Consider the following 17,238-nt stretch of genomic DNA (forward strand, 5'->3'; position numbering starts at 1 on the left):
CCAGATGCGTCACGTCTGTTCGGTCTGCGTCACGACAGGGTCAGGAGAAGAGGCGCCTCCAGGTCTCGGGGCCGGGGTAGCCGTCGGCGGCGGCGCCCCGCCAGCCCTGGGCCCGCTGGAACGCCTCGACGGCCCGCCGGTCGGCGTCCCCCCAGCGAGGGGTGGGGCCCGTCCCGTAGTACCTCCCGTACCCCTTGCGTACGAGCTGTTCGCCCAGCCGGGTGACGTACGGGTTCTCCGCGCCCGGCCTGAAGTACGCGCGCCCCGGGAAGGCGGGGGCGGCGGGCGACGGGAGGGTGGGCGGCGGGGAGGCGGACGAGGGGGCGGGCGGGCCGGGGGTGCCGGTGACGATGTCGCGGCCCTTGCCGGTGATCAGCAGCGCCCAGGTGTCGGGGCCGGGCAGGCCGTCCGCGTCGGTGCCCTTCCACCCCTGGGCCTGCTGGAACGCCTGGGTGGCACGCCGGTCCGCGTCTGACCAGCGGGGGCCGGGGCCGGTCGTATAGAAACGTTTCGCCCCTCGGTCGACGAGCATCGTGCCGAGGAGGGTGACGTGGGCGTTGTTGGCGCCGGGGCCGAAGTAGGCGCGGCCCGGGAAGAGGGTGGTCTCGTCGGGGGCGGTTCCGTTGGGGGCGGTCCCGTCGGGGGGCGCACCCTGAGTACCCGTAGTCACTCCGGTGTAGCGGTAGGCGAGGTACCGGTCGGAGTGGGTCCAGTAGGCGTAGGGGGTGGCCTGGCGGCGGGTGCCGGGGCGGGTCTGCTCGTACGCGATGTAGTAGCTGTGCGTGTAGTCCGTCCAGCCGCCGAAGATCACGACGTGGGACCCCTTCTGGGGGTCGACCGGGTTGTGGAACAGGAGGATGTCGCCGGGCTGGAGGTCCTCCTTGGCGATCCGGGTGCCGTACCGGTCGAGGGTGCCCGTCCACTCGTTGCCGGGCAGGCCCCACGCCATCGAGACGAACCCGGAGCAGTCCTGGCGGTACCCGTCCGACCAGAACGCGGTCATGCTGTACGGCACTTTCGCGGCGACCCAGGTCTTCGCGCGCTTGATGATGTCGGCGCGGGTGGTCGCGGGGGCCTTGACCGGGGCGGCCGGACGGCCGGCCGGACCGTGCAGCGGGGTCGCGCTCCCCTGGGGGGTCTCGGGCTCGTCACCTGCGGGAACGGCACGGGTCTGGAGGCGCGACGCGGCCTGGGCGGGAGGTGCGTGCGCGGCGCCGAGAGCCGCGGTGGCGGCCGACGCGGTCGCGACGACGATCACCGCGCGGGGGGTGACGGCGAGCGCGGGGCGGGCGGGGCCGCCGAGACGCCGCCGTACGCAGCCCGTGCAGCCGCAGTCGCTCGCGGGATCGATCTCCTCGAACACCGGAGTCTCCATGAGACGCCCCTCACACTCCGCCGGACATATCCAAACTCGTGCACATTCGTCAGTTTCTCAACTGTCGTCCCGGCTCGCATGTTGACGGTCCGAATGATGTACCCGCGAGGTATCACCCGGCCCGGGCGTTCGGACGACAGTTCGGCCGGTCGGGAGCACGGTCCGTAGTCCTGTAGAGTTACGACGTCAGCAGGCGCCGCTAGCTCAGTTGGTTAGAGCAGCTGACTCTTAATCAGCGGGTCCGGGGTTCGAGTCCCTGGCGGCGCACAGACGAGAGAAGCCCTCCGATTCGTCGGGGGGCTTTTTCTTGTTCGCCGAGGGATTGCCGTTACTGCTCCTCCCACCGGGGTAGGTGCCGCGCCAGGGGGCGGCCGGAAGGGGAGCGCGCATGCAACACACCACCCGGGAAGGCCGGTTGGCGGCGGCGCTGCTGGAGGCCGCGGACACCCTGACGGACGGCTTCGACACCACCGCCCACCTGCGCCGCGTCTCCGGCCGCTGCGCGGAGCTGCTCGGGGCGCGGGCCGTGGGCATCATGCTCTTCGACGGCTCCGGCGAGACCGTCGCGTCCGCCGGCAGCGGCCTGCTCGCGCTGCTGGCGGCCCAGCAGGGCGGCGGGCCGTGCCCCGAGAGCCACCGCACCGGCCGGCCGGTCCCGCCCGTCTCCCTGAACGACCCCGAAGTCGCCGCCCGCTGGCCGGAGTTCACCGCGTGCGCGCTGCGGCACGGGATCGGTACGGCCTTCGCCGTGCCCTTGAGACGCGGCGGCGTCCCCCTCGGGGCACTCGCCGTCTTCGACCCCGACCGGCAAGGGACCGGAGGCGGTTCGGCCTCGGTCGTGACGGCACTGTCGTTCGCGGACGCCGCCGCGCTCGGCCTGCACAACCATCGCGCCCACGACCGGTTCCGCACCCTCGCCGGGCAGTTGCAGCACGCGCTGACGAGCCGGGTGCGCATCGAGCAGGCGAAGGGGATGCTGGCCGAACGCCGGCACGTCGGCGTGGACGAGGCGTTCGAGGTGCTGCGCGGCTATGCCCGCCGCAACCGGCTGCCGATCGACACGGTCGCCCTCTCCGTCGTCGAACAAACCCTGGACGACACGGAGTTGGGGCGCGGCGAGAGGCGGCCACCCCTCGGGCCGTCGTACACCTGGCGGGACACCTGCGGAAATGACGGATAGTCACGTGTCCGGGACTCGGCGTCGGAACGGCCTGGGCCCGAGTGCCTGAACCGTTCCACGGTCTTTCTCGGAACCGCCCCTCCTCGGCCCTACAGCCTTGTGCCCCGGCTCCGTTAGTCTTCTCAGACGGCCCCAGTCCCCGGCCGGAACACAACCACCGAGGTTTCCACGAGCCTCCCGCGCCTGCCGCCGGGTTTCTCCCGCAGCCCGTGCGCGCGCGGTCGAGGACCTGCCCGGTCGGCGGTTTCGGGGGAGCGGGCCGCCGGCCGGGACAGGTGTACTCCGTTGAGGGCGGAGGCAGTTGGGCGTCAGGGGCCCGTTCCCGTGAGGTACGCCGAGACGATCACGTTCGCCGTGTAGCTGCGGCTGACCCGGTCGAACGTGCCGCCGCAGGTGATCAGCCGTAGCTCCGCCCGGCCCGACTCCCTTGTGCCGTAGGCCCGTTGGGCGTCGAAGCGGTCGCGCTGGACGACCTCCACGTCGTCCACCGTGAACTCGGCGACCTTTCCGTCGCCGCGCGTCACCCGGACCGTCTCGCCCGCCTTCACCGTGCTGAGCTTGTAGAAGACGGCCGGACGGGTCTCCGTGTCGACGTGTCCCACCAGCAGCGCGGTGCCCCGTGCGCCGGGAGTGACGCCGGCCGCGTACCAGCCGACGACGCCCGCCTGGTCGTACGGCGGCGGGTCGATCGCGCCCCGGGTGTCGAGGCCGCGGGCCACCACCGGGGCCTGGACGCCGAGTTCGGGGATGTCGACGCGTTGCGGGAGTGCCGATCTCAACGGGCTTGCGGCGGGCGGGAGTTGGCGGTCGGGAGGACGTCCCACCGCGGCTATGTCGCCAGTTGTGGGGGACGATATGCCGTGGCGGACCTCGGTGACCTCGCGCCCCCAGAGCCAGAGTCCGAGCAGGAGGACCGCCCAGGCGACGCCGGTGAGGAGGCGGGCGGAGTGGGGGCGGGGGTGGTCGGACACGGGTCAGTTCTTTTCGGGGGCCGGGGTGGGGGGTGTCGGGGCGTTCGGGGTGTTCGAGGCGTTCGGGGCGTTCGGGGCGGGTGCCGTGGGGGCGGGCGCGGCGGTGCCGGTCAGGGCGGTTCCGGCGGCGCTGCTTCCGAGGGTCGCCGAGCCGGTGCTCAGAGCCGCCGCGTTCCGTCTGCGCAGGACGCCCCGGAGGGCGAGGACCGCGAGGGCGGCCAGGCCGGCGAGGGTGAGGCCGGTGACCGTGTGGGCCGTGTTGGGGGCGGTGGCCTCGGGCTGGGCCAGCGTTCGGGGGCCGGCGTCGGGACGCGCGTCCGCCTTGTCCCGTGCCTGCGCCGCGAGTTGGTCCGCCGCTCCGCCGCCGCCCGCGTGGACGGGGGCGACCGGGGTGGCGTGCGGGGTCGCGCCGGGGCCGGCGACCGTGATCCGGCCCTTGAGCTCCAGATCGGCGCAGGTGATCGTCACGTCGTAGGCACGCGGTTCGGCCGTCGAGCGGATCTTCGTCTCGCCGGCGAGGGTGCCGCCGGTGCCGATCAGCCGGGCGTCCGAGACGAAAGCGTCTGAAACCGCTTTCGCCGTCTTTCCGGTGCAGCCGCTGACCTTGAGCGCGACCTCGCCGCCGGCCACCGGCGTCGACGGGATCACCGAGACGCCCCGGCCTCCGTCCGCCGCGTACGCCGCTGGTGTCACCGGGGCGAGGACGAGGGCGGTGGCCAGCGCACCGGTACAGAGTGTGAAGCGGGGTGAACCCATCGTGAACCTCCAAGTATCTGGAGGCTCTCTCACGGGGCTGCCTCGTGCACCCTCAGTAGGGGGTGGGCTACTCCGTACGGGTGGGGGTACGGAAGGGCCGGGCGGCCCCGGAGGGTGTCAGATCCGCTCGACGAGGTCGGCGATCGAGCCGACGATCTTCGAGGGGCGGTACGGGAAGTTCTCCACCTGCTCGGGCTGGGTGAGCCCGGTGAGCACCAGGTAGGTCTGCATGCCCGCCTCGATGCCGGCCAGGACGTCCGTGTCCATCCGGTCGCCGATCATCGCGCTGCTCTCGGAGTGCGCGCCGATCGCGTTCAGCCCGGTCCGCATCATCAGGGGGTTCGGCTTGCCCGCGAAGTACGGCTGCTTGCCGGTCGCCTTCGTGATCAGCGCGGCCACGGCGCCGGTCGCGGGGAGGGGTCCCTCTGTGGAGGGACCGGTCTCATCGGGGTTGGTGCAGATGAAACGGGCGCCGTCGTTGATGAGCCGGACCGCCTTCGTCATCGCCTCGAAGGAATACGTGCGGGTCTCGCCGAGGACGACGTAGTCCGGCTCGTGGTCGGTCAGGACGTACCCGATGTCGTGCAGCGCGGTCGTGAGGCCGGCCTCGCCGATGACGTACGCGGTGCCGCCGGGCCGCTGGTCGTCCAGGAACTTGGCGGTCGCCAGCGCCGAGGTCCAGATGTTGTCGACGGGCACCTCCAGGCCCATCCGGCGGAGCCTGGCGTGCAGGTCACGGGGGGTGTAGATCGAGTTGTTCGTCAGCACCAGGAACGGCTTGCCCGACTCCCGCAGCTTCTTCAGGAACGCGTCGGCCCCCGGGATCGGGACGCCCTCGTGAATCAGCACACCGTCCATGTCGGTGAGCCACGATTCGATGGGCTTGCGGTCTGCCATGTGCGGGGTCTCCTGCCGTGCCGTACGCGAACGCACCGTGAGTGCGTCGTGGGGCCAGACTATGCACAGGTCGGATCTTGAGGGAATGGGTGGATTTCCTGGGGGCGGCCGGATCGGCGTACGGCGGGGTGGGGGTACTGGTAGGGGGTACCTGAGGGGGAGGTACTCCGGAGGTACGGGATCGCCCTGACTACCGGTAGTACTTCCTGCGTACGACGATGAGGGCCGCCCCCGCCGCGACGAGGCAGCCGGCGACGGCCGCCACCCCCGCGACGGCCGGCCGGAGCCCGGTACCGGCGAGTTCGTGGGCCCCTGCGACGGGGGAGCCGCTCTCGTGCGGCGAGGTGGGTGCGGTGGAGCCGGGAGCCGCCCGGACGGTGAAGCGGTAGGCGTCGGACTGGCCGACCCACTCCCCGTCGTCGCCCCTCTTCTGGACGACGGCGGCGCGGGCGGTGATGTCGTTGGCGACGGCGTCGGAGGTGAGGGAGAGGCGGAGCTTCACGGTGAGGGTGCGGTGGGCGGGGACGGTGAAGCCGGGGAATCGGGTGTCGGGGGTGTTGGGGGTATGGGGGATGTCGGCGTCGCCGCTGCCCGCGCCGGAGGCGGCATCGCCGGTCGCGGCCCCGGCATCCTCACCGAACGGCCCGACCAGTTCGTCCGCGTCGGTCTTCTCGAACGGGACCGCGCGGGGCAGCGGACCGTCGTAGAACTCCAGCCGGGCCTGCCCCGCCTTCAACTCTCGTCGCCCGTCGACCAGTACGACCACGGGGTGGACCCCGGTGCAGTCGCGGGCGGTGGTGTTGACGAGGTCCAGGTACCAGACCCCGTACCCGCCCCCGGCCTCGTAGCTCTCAGGTCCACCCCGGAGCCGGGCGGCGAGGGGGAAGTCCCGGGCGTCGGGGGCGGCACAGGCGGGCACCTCGGCCGCCTGCGCGGGCAGGGCGGCGGGGCCCAGAAGGAGGGCGAGGACGGGGGCGCCGAGGAGGGCGGGGCCAAGGACGGACCCGGCTGGTCGGCGGGCGGGGGACGGGCAGGGTCGCATGGTCACGTGAGCCTGCCGCAGCAGGGCCGGGGTTGCGGGGTGACGCTCCGGCGCGGGGGTGGAGTCCGCCCGTTCAGCTCATACGACGTACACATGATCGGCGGGCGGCGGGATGGCGGTGGGCTGATTGCGGAGGGTGGTGGCGGTCGCCGGTGGATCGCCGAGGGTGGTGGCGGTCGCGCGTGGATCGCCGAGGGTGGTGGCGGTCGTGGGTGAGGGCGGCGGCGAGTGAGGGCCGGAGGCGAAGGGGCCGCGAGTGAAGACGGCGGCGAGTAGAGGCCGTGAGTGAGGGCGGCGGTGGCGTCCGGCCGCGGGTGTCCCCGAGGCGGCGCGTCAGCCCCGTACCCCTCCAGAGCCACGCCCCCTACCTCCCGAGCCCTACCCCCTCCCGAACACCGGCCCCAGCCACAACTGCGCCGCCCCCGCCGCGACCCCCCACGCCCCGCCCCCGGCGACCCGCACCGGCACCTCCCCCACCACGGCGGAGACCCCGGCCACGAACACCTCCGGCGCCTGCGCGACCCGGCGCCCGCCCAGCAGCACCAGGTCGATGTCGAGCAGCCCCACGAGGTTCGCGGCCCCCACCCCCAGCACCCGGGCCGCCTCCCCCAGGTCCCCCCGCCCCAGGGCGGCCAGGCACAGGACCTCGACGCAGCCGGACTTTCCGCAGGGACAGCGGGGCCCGTCGAGGAGGATCACCTGGTGGCCGAACTCCCCCGCCCCGGTCCGCGCCCCCCGGTGCACATGTCCGCCGACGACCAGCCCGGCGCCGAGCCCCGTACCGAGGTGGAGGTAGGCGAAGGAGCCTCGCTCTCCGACGGAACTCCCCATCTCGACGGCGCTCCCCGTCCCGGCGGAGCCGCCCGTCCCGACGGAGTTCCCCGCATCGGCTCCGCTCCCCACCCCGACGGAACCCTTCTTCCGAGCGGCGCCCTCCTTCACGGCAGACCCGCCGGAGCCCTCCTCCCCGACCCCGTCGGCAGACCCGCCCGCACCCCCCTCCCCCGACACCGCGAGCCCGAGCGCGGCGGCGTTGGTGTCCTTGTCGACGACGACCGGCACCCCCAGCTCCCGCGTGAGGACGTCCCGTAGGGGAAACCCCTCCCAGTCCGGAAAGCCGGTCACCCGCCCCAGCACCCCCCGTGCGTGGTCGAGCGGCCCCGGAAGGGCGACCCCGACCCCCAGAAGTCCTACGACCCCTCCCCCGAGCACCCCCCGCACCTCACCCACCACTCCCCCTACGACCTCGGAGGCACCCGCCCCTAGGTCCAGCGGGGTACACCGCTCGGCGACGACCCGCCCGTCCAGCCGGACCAGTACGACCCGTAGCTCGTCCCGGTCGAGGTGCACCCCCACCGCGTGCCCGGCCTCGGGGACGAGCCGCAGGACGGTACGGGGTTTGCCGCCGGTGGACGCCCGGTGCCCGGCCTCCGCCGCGAGCCCCTCCTCCCGCAGCCGTGCGGTGATCTTGCTGACGGCCTGCGGGGTGAGCCCGGTCCGCTCGGCGAGTTCGAGCCGGCTGATCCCTTCGGCGCCGGCCGTGCGCAGCAGGTCGAGCACGAGCGCGGTGTTGTGCCCGCGCAGGGCGAGGAGGTTGGCGCCGGTCGTACGCCCCGGATCGTTCGTCCTGTTCACGCCTCCATTCTCGCCCGCGCTTGCACTTTGGCAACAGCGTTGCGAAAGTGGGTGGTATGAGTACTGGCGCTGCTGCGAACCCCCTCCGCGTGGGCCTGATCGGCTACGGCCTCGCGGGCTCCGTCTTCCACGCCCCGCTGATCGCCGCGACGAAGGGCCTGGCCCTCGACACGGTCGTCACCTCGAATCCGGAACGTCAGGCGCAGGCGAGCGCCGAACACCCGGGCGTCCGGATCGCGGCGACGCCGGACGAACTATTCGCGCGGGCGGGCGAGTTGGACCTGGTGGTGATCGCCTCCCCGAACAAGACCCACGTCCCGCTGGCCACCGCCGCCCTCGACGCGGGGCTTCCGGTCGTCGTCGACAAGCCGATCTCGGGCACCGCCGAGGAGGCCCGCGCGCTCGCCGCGCTCGCCGACGAACGCGGTGTGCTGCTGTCGGTGTTCCAGAACCGCCGCTGGGACAACGACTTCCTGACCCTCAAGGGCCTCCTCGCCGACGGCGCGCTCGGGGACGTCTGGCGGTTCGAGTCCCGCTTCGAGCGCTGGCGCCCGCTGCCGAAGGGGGGCTGGCGCGAGTCGGGCGACCCGGCAGAGATCGGAGGTCTGCTGTACGACCTCGGGAGCCACGTCGTCGACCAGGCACTGGTCCTCTTCGGCCCGGCCACGTCGGTGTACGCCGAGGCGGACGTTCGCCGGCCGGGCGCCGAGACCGACGACGACACGTTCATCGCCCTGACGCACGCGAGCGGCGTCCGCTCGCATCTGTACATGTCCGCGACGACCGCCCAACTGGGTCCGCGCTTCAGGGTGTTGGGCTCGAAGGCGGGATACGTGAAGTACGGGCTCGACCCGCAGGAGGCGGCGCTGCGGGAGGGCGCGCGGCCGGGGGCGGGCTGGGGCGTGGAACCCGAGGAGCTGTGGGGGCGGGTCGGCGCCGGGGAATCGCCGGTCAGCGGGGGCGGCGAGGCCGTACCGACCCTACCGGGGGACTACCCCGCCTACTACTCTGCGGTGACCGAGGCACTGATCGGCGGCGGTCCGAACCCGGTGCCCGCGATCGAGGCGGCTGCCGCCCTCGACGTCCTGGAGGCGGCCCGCCGTTCGGCACGAGAAGGATTGACGGTGACCCTGTGATGGCGACCCCCGAGATCACCCCGAGCGTGCAGGAGCTGGAGGCGCAGGAACGCCGCCTGGTCTTCCGGCAGTTCACCCATGACGACGCCTGGGCGCTGGGCTCGCTGCTGGTGGAGCTGGCCCGGGAGCGCCAGGCGCCGGTGGCGATCGACATCCACCGCGCGGGCCAGCAGCTCTTCCACGCCGCCCTGCCCGGCTCGGCCCCCGACAACGACGCGTGGATCGCGCGCAAGCGCCGGGTCGTCGAGCGGTACGGGTCGGCGTCATACCTGGTGGGGACGCGGTTCAGGGCGAAGGGGACGACGTTCGAGGAGTCCTCGCGGCTGGACCCCGACGAGTACGCGGCGCACGGCGGGTCGTTCCCGATCACCGTCGAGGGCGTGGGCGTGATCGGGGCCGTGACGGTGTCGGGGCTGCCTCAGCTGGAGGACCACCGGTTCGTGGTGGAGGCGCTGGAGGAATTCCTGAGCAAGGGCTGAACGCATTCACGTTCAGGGGGTGCCTTCTTTTTCAGAGGGCACCCTTTTCTCATGCGTCCTTGAATTCCTGCCGCTGCCTTCCGAGCCCTTCGATCTCCAGTTCCACCACATCCCCGGAACGGAGATAGGGCTTGGGCTCGGGCTCCCCCAGCGCGACCCCGGCGGGCGTCCCGGTATTGATGACGTCCCCGGGATAAAGGGTCATGAACTGACTCACATATCGCACGACCTCACCGACCGGAAAGATCTGCTCGGCCGTGGTCCCGTCCTGCTTCAGTTCGCCGTTGACCCACAGCCTGAGGGCGAGTTCCTGCGGGTCGGGGACCTCGTCTGCGGTCACCAGCCACGGCCCGAGCGGGTTGAACGTCTCGCAGTTCTTCCCCTTGTCCCAGGTCCCGCCCCGCTCGATCTGGAATTCCCGCTCCGACACGTCGTGCGCCACCGCATAACCGCCGACATGCGCGAGCCCGTCCGCCGCGGATTCCAGATAACGGGCGGTGCGGCCGATGACGACCGCCAATTCGACCTCCCAGTCCGTCTTCACGGAACCGCGCGGCACGAGAACGGTGTCATAAGGCCCTACGACGGTGTCGGCGGCCTTGAAGAAGATCACCGGCTCGGCGGGCGGCTCGGCACCGGTCTCCCGGGCGTGGTCGTGGTAGTTGAGCCCGATGCAGACGATCTTCCCGATCCGTGCGAGAGGCGCCCCGACCCGCGCCGCGCCGGGGTCGAGCACGGGCAACTCACCGCCGGCCACGGCGTCCCGGACCCGCGCCAGGGCCGCCGCGTCCGCGAGGAGGGCGCCGTCGACGTCGTCCACGATCCCCGAGAGATCCCGTAGTACTCCAGCGGTGTCCAGCGCCGCGGGGCGCTCCGCTCCCGCCGTGCCGACTCGCAGCAGCTTCATGGCCGTGCCTCTCCCTCGCCGGCGGTGCGTGTCCCCGGCAGCCCCAGTCATCCGATGTCTGCTCGATCCTCCGACCTCCCCGTTCCGTACGCAATACCCCGTTCACGTACTGGACCGAAGCGCCCACCCGCCGGACCGGAGCCAAGGGGTCACCTGTAGAGCAGCACGCGCTCCGCCGTCCCCCACGCCGTGCTCGTCACGATGTACAGCGCGGCGGCCAGGGGGACGACGGCGACGCTCACCAGCGTGAGGAACGACATGAACGGCATCGCCCGGGTCAGCGCGCCGAGCCCCGGCACCGCGCTGCCCGAGTCGACCGGCAGGCTCGCGCTCATGGTGCGCCGGCTCTGCCGGTACCCGAACCACGCGACGACCGTGACGAGCGCGAACAGTCCGAGGTAGACGAGGCCCGCCGGGCCGAACAGCCCGCCGTCGCCCAGCGCGTCGGTCCAGCGGTCGCCCAAGGGCGCGGCGAGCAGCTCGTGTTGGAGCAGGCCGTTGGTCTCGCCGCCGATCGTGGGGCGGGAGAAGAGGGTGAACAGGAGGAAGAACGCGGGGAGTTGGAGGAGGCCCGGCAGGCAGCCCGCGAGCGGGGACACCTGTTCCTTCGTGTGCAGTTCCAGCACGGCCCGCTGGAGTCGCTCGGGGTCCTTGGCGTGCTTCTTCCGCAGTTCGGCGATCTTCGGCTGGAGTGCCGTCCGTGCCTTCTGGCCCCGTGCGGACGCCCGGGACAGGGGGTGGACCAGGAGGCGTACGAGCAGGGTCAGGAGGATGACCGCGGCGGCTGCCGCCGAGGCGTGGAAGAGCGGTTCGAGCAGGTCGGCGAACCGCTCGACCAGGGACGCGAAGACGGACATGGGTGAGCCCTCCGGGGGTCTCGTCGTGCCGGAAGTGGGGGCGGTGCGGCGGCATGACGAACCCACGCGGGGTACCCGGGTAGTACTACGGGGTGACTCGGCCCTTGGCCTGCGGGTGCCCTACGCGGATGTCGTCCGGAGGGTGCGGCCGGGCGCTCGGGGGCGGGGGCGGCCCGAGGCGTCGGGGTCGCGCTGGGGCAGGAAGGCCGTACGGCGGGCCCGGTCCCGGATCGCCGTGCGGACGCGGTTGCCCGGGACGGGGGTGGCGCAGCGGGCGGCGAGGAGACAGCAGACGGCGAAGGCCGAGCCGATCGCGGCGGCCACGGCGAGGGCGGTGAAGAGGGGGCCGGTGTCCAGGAGGAGGGCGCCGAGGAAAAGGACGGCGAGGGCGCCGAACGCCCTTACCGGTAGCCGGCTTTGGAGACGCGCCATCGTTCACTCCCCCCGTTGCCGTTCGGCTGTTCTCGCGGCTGGACCGATCACCGCCTGCGCTCTGAAGACGAACGGGGCCGGCAGGTGGTTCCCGGGCCGGGGCGGTCTTTCAGCTCCGGGAACCGGTGGCGTTCTGGGAGTCGCCTGAGTTCCGGGCCTCGGTGGAGACCAGTTTCCCCCACACCACCAGCCGGTACCGGGAGGTGTACTCCGGCGTGCAGGTCGTCAGGGTGACGTACGCCCCGGGTATGTCGTACCCGTACCCCGGGTGGACGGTGGAGCGGGGTACGACCCGTAGTACTCCGGAGTCATGGGCGGAGGTCTGCGGCAGGACGCGGTCGACGGTGTACGTGTACCGGGTGGTCGCCGTCTCCACCCGGACCGTGTCGCCGCGCCGGAGCCGGTCGAGGTGCCGGAAGGGCTCGCCGTGGGTGTTGCGGTGGGCGGCGAGGGCGAAGTTGCCCTGCGCGCCGGGCTGCTGGGTGCCGGGGTAGTGACCGGCGTACCCCTTGTCGAGGACGGCCCGCTTGTCGATGCCCTCGGCGATGGGGACGCGGACGCCGATCCGGGGGAGGACGAGGACGGCGTACGCCTGGGAGCGGCGGGGCGCCGGCGTCGTACGCGGTGAAGTGCCGTTGCCGGAGGGGGAGTCGCCGGACATGTCCGTCTCCGGGGCGGGGTCCGCGGCCGGGGAGCCGCTGCCGTCCGCCCCTCCGCTCCCCCACTGCCGCTCCAGCGCCCGCACCTCGCGTTCGGCGCCCGCTCTGGCCTCCTGGTTGGTCCACCACAGCTGGTGGACGACGAGCAGCAGCCCCAACACGCCTGCGGTGACGAGGAGTTCGGCACCGGTCCACAGGAACCGTCGGCGCCGGGCGCGACGGCGCAGGACACGGTGCTGTACGACGGCGCGCGGCACGCGGGATCACCTCCGCCACCTCCGGGTCCACGGACGATAAGGGCTGCGGGCCGAAGTCTCCAGACCCGTATGCGCACCGCGTCACGTTCGTCCCGTCGAACCCTTCTTCCACAGGTTTGCGAAAGGGGTGTCAAAACTCTCGACAACACGCCTGACGCACCTGATGCTTCCTGTCACACCCCCACAAGGCCGGTTGGACGACCGGCCCTCCCCCAACCGTCGATCGACGACGATCGAAGCGGAGTAGCCATGATCCGACGCAGAACCCTGCTCGCTGCCACGGGCGGCGCCTTCCTCGGCAGCGCCCTGGCCACCGGCACGGCCCACGCCGACGCGACGATTTCCGTGAACCCCGCGACCACGTACGGCACTTGGGAGGGCTGGGGCACCTCGCTGGCCTGGTGGGCGAACGTCTTCGGCGGGCGGGACGACTTCGCGGACATCTTCTTCACCACCAAGTCGACGACGTACAACGGCACTTCGCTCCCCGGCCTGGGCCTGAACATCGCCCGCTACAACCTGGGCGCGTGCAGCACGAACTCGGTGAGCGGCGAGTCGATGGTGGCCTCGCCCAACATCCCCGCGTTCAAGCAGATCGAGGGCTACTGGCAGGACTGGAACAACGAGGACCCCACGTCCTCGGCGTGGAAGTGGACGGCGGACACCACCCAGCGGGCGATGCTCCAGAAGGCCGTCTCGCGCGGCGCGACGACCGAGCTGTTCGCCAACTCCCCCATGTGGTGGATGTGTTCCAACCACAACCCGTCCGGCGCGTCGGGCGGCGGCAACAACCTCCAGACCTGGAACTACCGCCAGCACGCCTCCCACCTCGCGGCGGTCGCCCTGTACGCCAAGAACAACTGGGGCGTGAACTTCGCGACGGTCGACCCCTTCAACGAGCCCTCGTCGTCCTGGTGGACGGCGACCGGCACGCAGGAGGGCTGCCACATGGACTCGACCGTCCAGGCCGCCGTACTCCCCTACATGCGCAGCGAGTTGGACAAGCGGGGCCTCACCGGCGTACGCATCTCCGCGAGCGACGAGACCAACTACGACACGGCGCGCAGCACTTGGAGCGCGTTCTCGTCGACGACGAAGGGGTACGTCAACCAGGTCAACGTGCACGGCTATCAGGGCTCGGGCGGCCGAAGGGACCTGCTGTACACGGACGTCGTGACGACGTCCGGCAAGAAGCTGTGGAACTCCGAGACCGGTGACAACGACGGCACCGGTATGTCCATGGCGAGCAACCTGCTCTACGACTTCCGCTGGCTGCACCCGACGGCGTGGGTCTACTGGCAGGTGATGGACCCGTCGTCGAACTGGGCGATGATCGCGTACGACGCGAACACCCTGGCGCCGGGCGCCGTACAGACGAAGTACTACGTGATGGCCCAGTTCAGCCGGCACATCCGCCCCGGTATGACGATCCTCGACACGGGGGTGAGCTACGCGGTCGCGGCGCTCGACCGGTCGGCGGGCCGGCTGGTGATCGTCGCGGCGAACACGGCGACGTCGGCGCAGACGCTGACGTTCGACCTGTCCCGCTTCACCACCGTCTCCGGCGGCTCCGGGGGTCTCGTCCCCCGCTGGAACACGGTCACGACCGGCGGCGGCGACCTCTACACGGCCCGCTCCGACATCCGCGTCTCCGGCAAGACGGTCGCGGTGCCGTTCGCGGCGCAGTCGGTGCAGACGTTGCAGATCGACGGGGTGGCGGTGTAGCGGAGTCGTACGGAGGTACTACGGGTCCGTAGGGGTCCGGCCGTCCGGAATGCGCCGACGACCGGCGGCAGTACAGCCCCGTACGCCCCGTACTACCCGCACTACCTGTGGACCCCGTACATCCGACGGTGTACGGGGTCCACGACCGCGGGCCGGTGCGCGGGCTGAGGCACGGGCCGGTGCCGGGGACCCACTCCGGCCTGCGGATACCTCACCTTTGTCACCGGCGGGCAGTACCGTGTCGTCCATGCGCCCCGACACGCCCGCCGAGAACGTCGACCACACCGCCGAAGCCGCCCGCCTGGAACGCACCGTCGGCCTCCACCCGGAGGACGCGGAACCGCTCCTGCTGCGGGCGGCGGCCCACCTGGAACTGGCCGGCGACCGCCCCGCGGCAACCGCTCTCTACGACCGTCTGCTGGCGACCCCGGACACCCTGGACGCCCCGCACCTCACCCGCGCCCTGAAGGCGGCCAACCTCTGGGAGTACGGCCACGAGGCCGAGGCCCGCGCGATCATCGACGGCATCCGCGTGGCCGCTCCGCGCGACCCGGCGCCGTGGGTGATCGTCGCGGAGGCCCTGGAGTCCCACGACGAACTGGAGCAGGCGGAGGCGACGTTCACGGAAGGCGCCCGCCTCCTCTTCACGAACGGCTCCGAACCCCCGTACTCCGCACACCCGTTGCTCTTCGGCCGGCACCGCGTACGGCGCATGCTGGGCGCCGACCACGACGACTGGGACCGCCTCGCCGACACCCTCCACACCTCGCCCGTCTCCCTCGACGAACTCCACGACCCCAAGCGGGTCTGGTCGTTGGGCTCGGAGAACCCCGCGGAGCTGGAGGCCGAGATCTCCCGGCTGCGTGCCGAACTCGGCGCCTACCGGGAGGAGTTGTCCCGCCCGTTCCCGGTGGCGATCCTCCACTGGCCCACCGCCGAACTGACCGAACTCCTCGCGGCGTACCCCTCCCTCACCACCGAATACCCCTCCCACGACGCCCACTTGTCGACCATAGAGTCCTCCCTCCGCGAACTCTCCGCCTCCGGCACCCCCAACCTCGGCATCGTCACCGGCACGGTCCCGTCCTACGAGGCGTTCGCGGCGTCCGAGGGCACGTCCCCGTCCGACCCGACGCTGCTCCCCCAGTACGCGACGACGTTGGCGGCGCGGGGGCGAGCGGTGGCGTGGCCGCCGCAGCGGGGGGCGGAGTGTTGGTGCGGGTCGGGTGACGCGTATGGAGAGTGTCACGGAGTGAACTGACGGTCCGCCGTCTGCTTCGCGCCTTGGGGCTGCGCTAGCGCGTCGAGTATCCGGTGCCGGGCATGGCCCGCCGCCGGATCGGCGGTTTCTTCTGGCACGGCTGCTCGGAGCACGCCTCAGCGTGGAGAAAATAGCCTGAAAAGTTCGCACATCACGTCTTCGTCGACTGCCTCTCCATCTTCCGATGAAGCTCCTTAGCCCTGTCTCGAAGCTTTCCTTGAAGAGCCTTCCGATTAACGCCCCGAGTCTTTAGAGCATGACAGTTCGGACAGAGAGCGATCATCGACTCAGGCACGTCTTGGCCGGTAAGTGCCAGCCCGTTCACATGATCCACTTCAAGGATGGGCTGGCCCGCATCAGTCTTCTCAAGAGAATGACCAGGGCAGGCCAGATTTTCACATCGGCCATCGCTCCGTATGATCACTGCTTCACGGGCAGCAGGAGATCTCATATACCGCTCCACCATGACAGTTTTGGATGGCTTGCGACGGCCTCCTTGCGCTTCCCGTGCAGCTTTCGCGAGTCGCCTATACCTCTCTTGGCGAGTGAGGTCCTTCCCACACACCAAATCCTCCACCTCGACAGGAAAAATTTCCTCGGACTCGTCATGAACGGTCTTATCATCCCGTTCGAGATACTTGATTATGTCGGCAGGCCAGGTATCGCGCATAGGCGATGGAACAGGGGCAAGGACCCAAACGTACTCTCGACGCGGTTTCTTGTCTTCTCCCTTACCCCATCGCCGATAGCATTGAACGACGACGACCCATGACTCGAAAGACCAGTTTCCCCGATGCGGCTGGTGCCAGTATCGAAGAGCCCTCTCCGCTTTCTGATACCTCTGCAAGGATAGATTTCCGTTGGTCATGGCCTGATCGCCGCGCAAGCCGTCTCCGGTGTAAGCCACCCACCCCGTCTCAGGGATGAGATGATCGGAATACGGACCCTTCTCGCGCGAGTAAACCGCAAGGATTCCATCCTCAAGAGGAGTAATTCCTCCCGTACCATTACCACCATAGATATCTCTGATAACGGTGCGATTCTTGTGAGTCTCGCCAGCGATTGGGCGCAAGAAATAATCGACTCGTTCCGACCAGAATCCCGCCAAGTTCAAGGATTGAAGCAGAAGGGTAGACTTCTCCGGAAAGAAGCGCACCATCAGATTACTGACAGCCCGGGCTGCCACTTCTGGATCTCTCACCAATTGGTCGTAGTCCTTCTGTGGCAGACCTGCGTGAGGATTCACTTCCTCCAGTTCGGCAAGTTTCAGCCGCTCCCCCCGCGCCGAATGATGGGGCGTTTCCCAGAGCCCATCACCCTGAAGAGCTTGGAAGGCTGCCACGAGTTCGCGCTCATCCTGGCCACCCGCGAACTCCCCAAAAAGCAGCTGCACTTCTCGCTTCACTACAGACCACGGTTGAAGACGCGGACGCCCGTGCAGAGCTTGAGCGATGCCCCACAGGACGAGCAACGGGCGATGCAGGGGCATACCTGTACGTCGCTCCTTGGGCCTCAGCCACCCGATCCGAGTGAGGAAGTCCCGCTCGTCAGCCATCACACACTCCAGTCCCCGAGTACTTGCATGACTATCTGACCAGACGGCACTGACAGTGGCCTCGAGAGGGCCCCGAGAGAGCCCCGAGAGAGCCCCGGGAGGAGCGAAGCGCCG

At 70.7% G+C, this 17,238-nt stretch carries 16 protein-coding genes and 1 tRNA gene; 6 read left to right on the top strand and 11 right to left on the bottom strand.

Annotated elements, in window-relative coordinates:
- Nucleotides 1–40 precede the first annotated feature (40 nt).
- The gene (locus tag ABZX85_RS26130) at nucleotides 41–1,375 is read right to left on the bottom strand and encodes a peptidoglycan-binding protein (protein WP_355873152.1); all 1,335 of its coding nucleotides are present in this window, start codon (nucleotides 1,373–1,375) and stop codon (nucleotides 41–43) included.
- 193 nt (nucleotides 1,376–1,568) lie between these two features.
- Between ABZX85_RS26130 and ABZX85_RS26135 the strand changes: the two genes are divergently transcribed.
- Both ABZX85_RS26135 and ABZX85_RS26140 read left to right on the top strand, forming a co-directional pair.
- Nucleotides 1,569–1,642, top strand: a tRNA-Lys gene (locus ABZX85_RS26135).
- A 121-nt stretch (nucleotides 1,643–1,763) separates the two neighbouring features.
- On the top strand, nucleotides 1,764–2,555 hold the full coding sequence (locus ABZX85_RS26140) for a GAF and ANTAR domain-containing protein (RefSeq protein WP_355873155.1): 792 nt from the start codon (nucleotides 1,764–1,766) through the stop codon (nucleotides 2,553–2,555).
- A 308-nt stretch (nucleotides 2,556–2,863) separates the two neighbouring features.
- Here ABZX85_RS26140 and ABZX85_RS26145 read toward each other — a convergent pair whose 3' ends face one another.
- From ABZX85_RS26145 to ABZX85_RS26165, 5 genes are all read right to left on the bottom strand, one after another.
- The gene (locus ABZX85_RS26145; RefSeq protein ID WP_355873158.1) at nucleotides 2,864–3,526 is read right to left on the bottom strand and encodes a class F sortase; all 663 of its coding nucleotides are present in this window, start codon (nucleotides 3,524–3,526) and stop codon (nucleotides 2,864–2,866) included.
- Nucleotides 3,527–3,529: 3 nt separating this feature from the next.
- The gene (locus tag ABZX85_RS26150; RefSeq protein ID WP_355873161.1) at nucleotides 3,530–4,282 is read right to left on the bottom strand and encodes a hypothetical protein; all 753 of its coding nucleotides are present in this window, start codon (nucleotides 4,280–4,282) and stop codon (nucleotides 3,530–3,532) included.
- Nucleotides 4,283–4,399: 117 nt separating this feature from the next.
- Entirely contained in the window at nucleotides 4,400–5,179 is a 780-nt protein-coding gene (locus ABZX85_RS26155) for an HAD-IIA family hydrolase (protein WP_355873164.1), read from the bottom strand.
- Between the two features lie 190 nt (nucleotides 5,180–5,369).
- On the bottom strand, nucleotides 5,370–6,221 hold the full coding sequence (locus ABZX85_RS26160; RefSeq protein WP_355873166.1) for a hypothetical protein: 852 nt from the start codon (nucleotides 6,219–6,221) through the stop codon (nucleotides 5,370–5,372).
- Nucleotides 6,222–6,599: 378 nt separating this feature from the next.
- On the bottom strand, nucleotides 6,600–7,856 hold the full coding sequence (locus ABZX85_RS26165) for an ROK family transcriptional regulator (protein WP_355873169.1): 1,257 nt from the start codon (nucleotides 7,854–7,856) through the stop codon (nucleotides 6,600–6,602).
- A 56-nt stretch (nucleotides 7,857–7,912) separates the two neighbouring features.
- Here ABZX85_RS26165 and ABZX85_RS26170 point away from each other — a divergent pair, with 56 nt between their 5' ends.
- Together ABZX85_RS26170 and ABZX85_RS26175 are read left to right on the top strand one after the other, a co-directional pair.
- On the top strand, nucleotides 7,913–8,992 hold the full coding sequence (locus ABZX85_RS26170) for a Gfo/Idh/MocA family oxidoreductase (protein WP_355873172.1): 1,080 nt from the start codon (nucleotides 7,913–7,915) through the stop codon (nucleotides 8,990–8,992).
- Nucleotides 8,992–9,471: a heme-degrading domain-containing protein gene (locus tag ABZX85_RS26175; protein WP_355873175.1), complete on the top strand. Its 480-nt coding sequence runs from the start codon at nucleotides 8,992–8,994 to the stop codon at nucleotides 9,469–9,471. Before ABZX85_RS26170 ends, ABZX85_RS26175 begins: the two co-directional genes overlap by 1 nt.
- A 49-nt stretch (nucleotides 9,472–9,520) precedes the next feature.
- On the opposite strand, the gene ABZX85_RS26180 is transcribed toward ABZX85_RS26175, so the two are convergent.
- The 4 genes from ABZX85_RS26180 to ABZX85_RS26195 all read right to left on the bottom strand — a co-directional run bounded on the left by ABZX85_RS26180 (nucleotide 9,521) and on the right by ABZX85_RS26195 (nucleotide 12,583).
- Nucleotides 9,521–10,378, bottom strand: coding sequence for a fumarylacetoacetate hydrolase family protein (locus ABZX85_RS26180; RefSeq protein WP_355873177.1), 858 nt, complete (start codon nucleotides 10,376–10,378; stop codon nucleotides 9,521–9,523).
- Between the two features lie 149 nt (nucleotides 10,379–10,527).
- The gene (gene yidC / locus ABZX85_RS26185) at nucleotides 10,528–11,235 is read right to left on the bottom strand and encodes a membrane protein insertase YidC (RefSeq protein ID WP_355873179.1); all 708 of its coding nucleotides are present in this window, start codon (nucleotides 11,233–11,235) and stop codon (nucleotides 10,528–10,530) included.
- A 120-nt stretch (nucleotides 11,236–11,355) separates the two neighbouring features.
- Nucleotides 11,356–11,667, bottom strand: a complete 312-nt coding sequence (locus tag ABZX85_RS26190) for a DUF6412 domain-containing protein (protein WP_355873180.1) — start codon at nucleotides 11,665–11,667, stop codon at nucleotides 11,356–11,358.
- Nucleotides 11,668–11,776: 109 nt separating this feature from the next.
- On the bottom strand, nucleotides 11,777–12,583 hold the full coding sequence (locus ABZX85_RS26195; protein WP_355873183.1) for a class E sortase: 807 nt from the start codon (nucleotides 12,581–12,583) through the stop codon (nucleotides 11,777–11,779).
- Nucleotides 12,584–12,832: 249 nt separating this feature from the next.
- On the opposite strand from ABZX85_RS26195, the gene ABZX85_RS26200 reads away from it, so the two are divergent.
- Both ABZX85_RS26200 and ABZX85_RS26205 read left to right on the top strand, forming a co-directional pair.
- Nucleotides 12,833–14,308, top strand: coding sequence for a beta-1,6-galactanase (locus ABZX85_RS26200; protein ID WP_355873185.1), 1,476 nt, complete (start codon nucleotides 12,833–12,835; stop codon nucleotides 14,306–14,308).
- Nucleotides 14,309–14,555: 247 nt separating this feature from the next.
- A complete protein-coding gene (locus tag ABZX85_RS26205; RefSeq protein ID WP_355873188.1) occupies nucleotides 14,556–15,569 on the top strand; it encodes an SEC-C domain-containing protein in 1,014 nt (337 codons plus the stop codon).
- Nucleotides 15,570–15,720: 151 nt separating this feature from the next.
- Here the strand turns inward: ABZX85_RS26205 and ABZX85_RS26210 are convergent, their stop codons facing one another.
- A complete protein-coding gene (locus ABZX85_RS26210; protein ID WP_355873190.1) occupies nucleotides 15,721–16,962 on the bottom strand; it encodes an HNH endonuclease signature motif containing protein in 1,242 nt (413 codons plus the stop codon).
- Nucleotides 16,963–17,238 lie beyond the last annotated feature (276 nt).

The organism is Streptomyces sp. NPDC004539, from assembly GCF_040610055.1.
GTDB lineage: Bacteria > Actinomycetota > Actinomycetes > Streptomycetales > Streptomycetaceae > Streptomyces.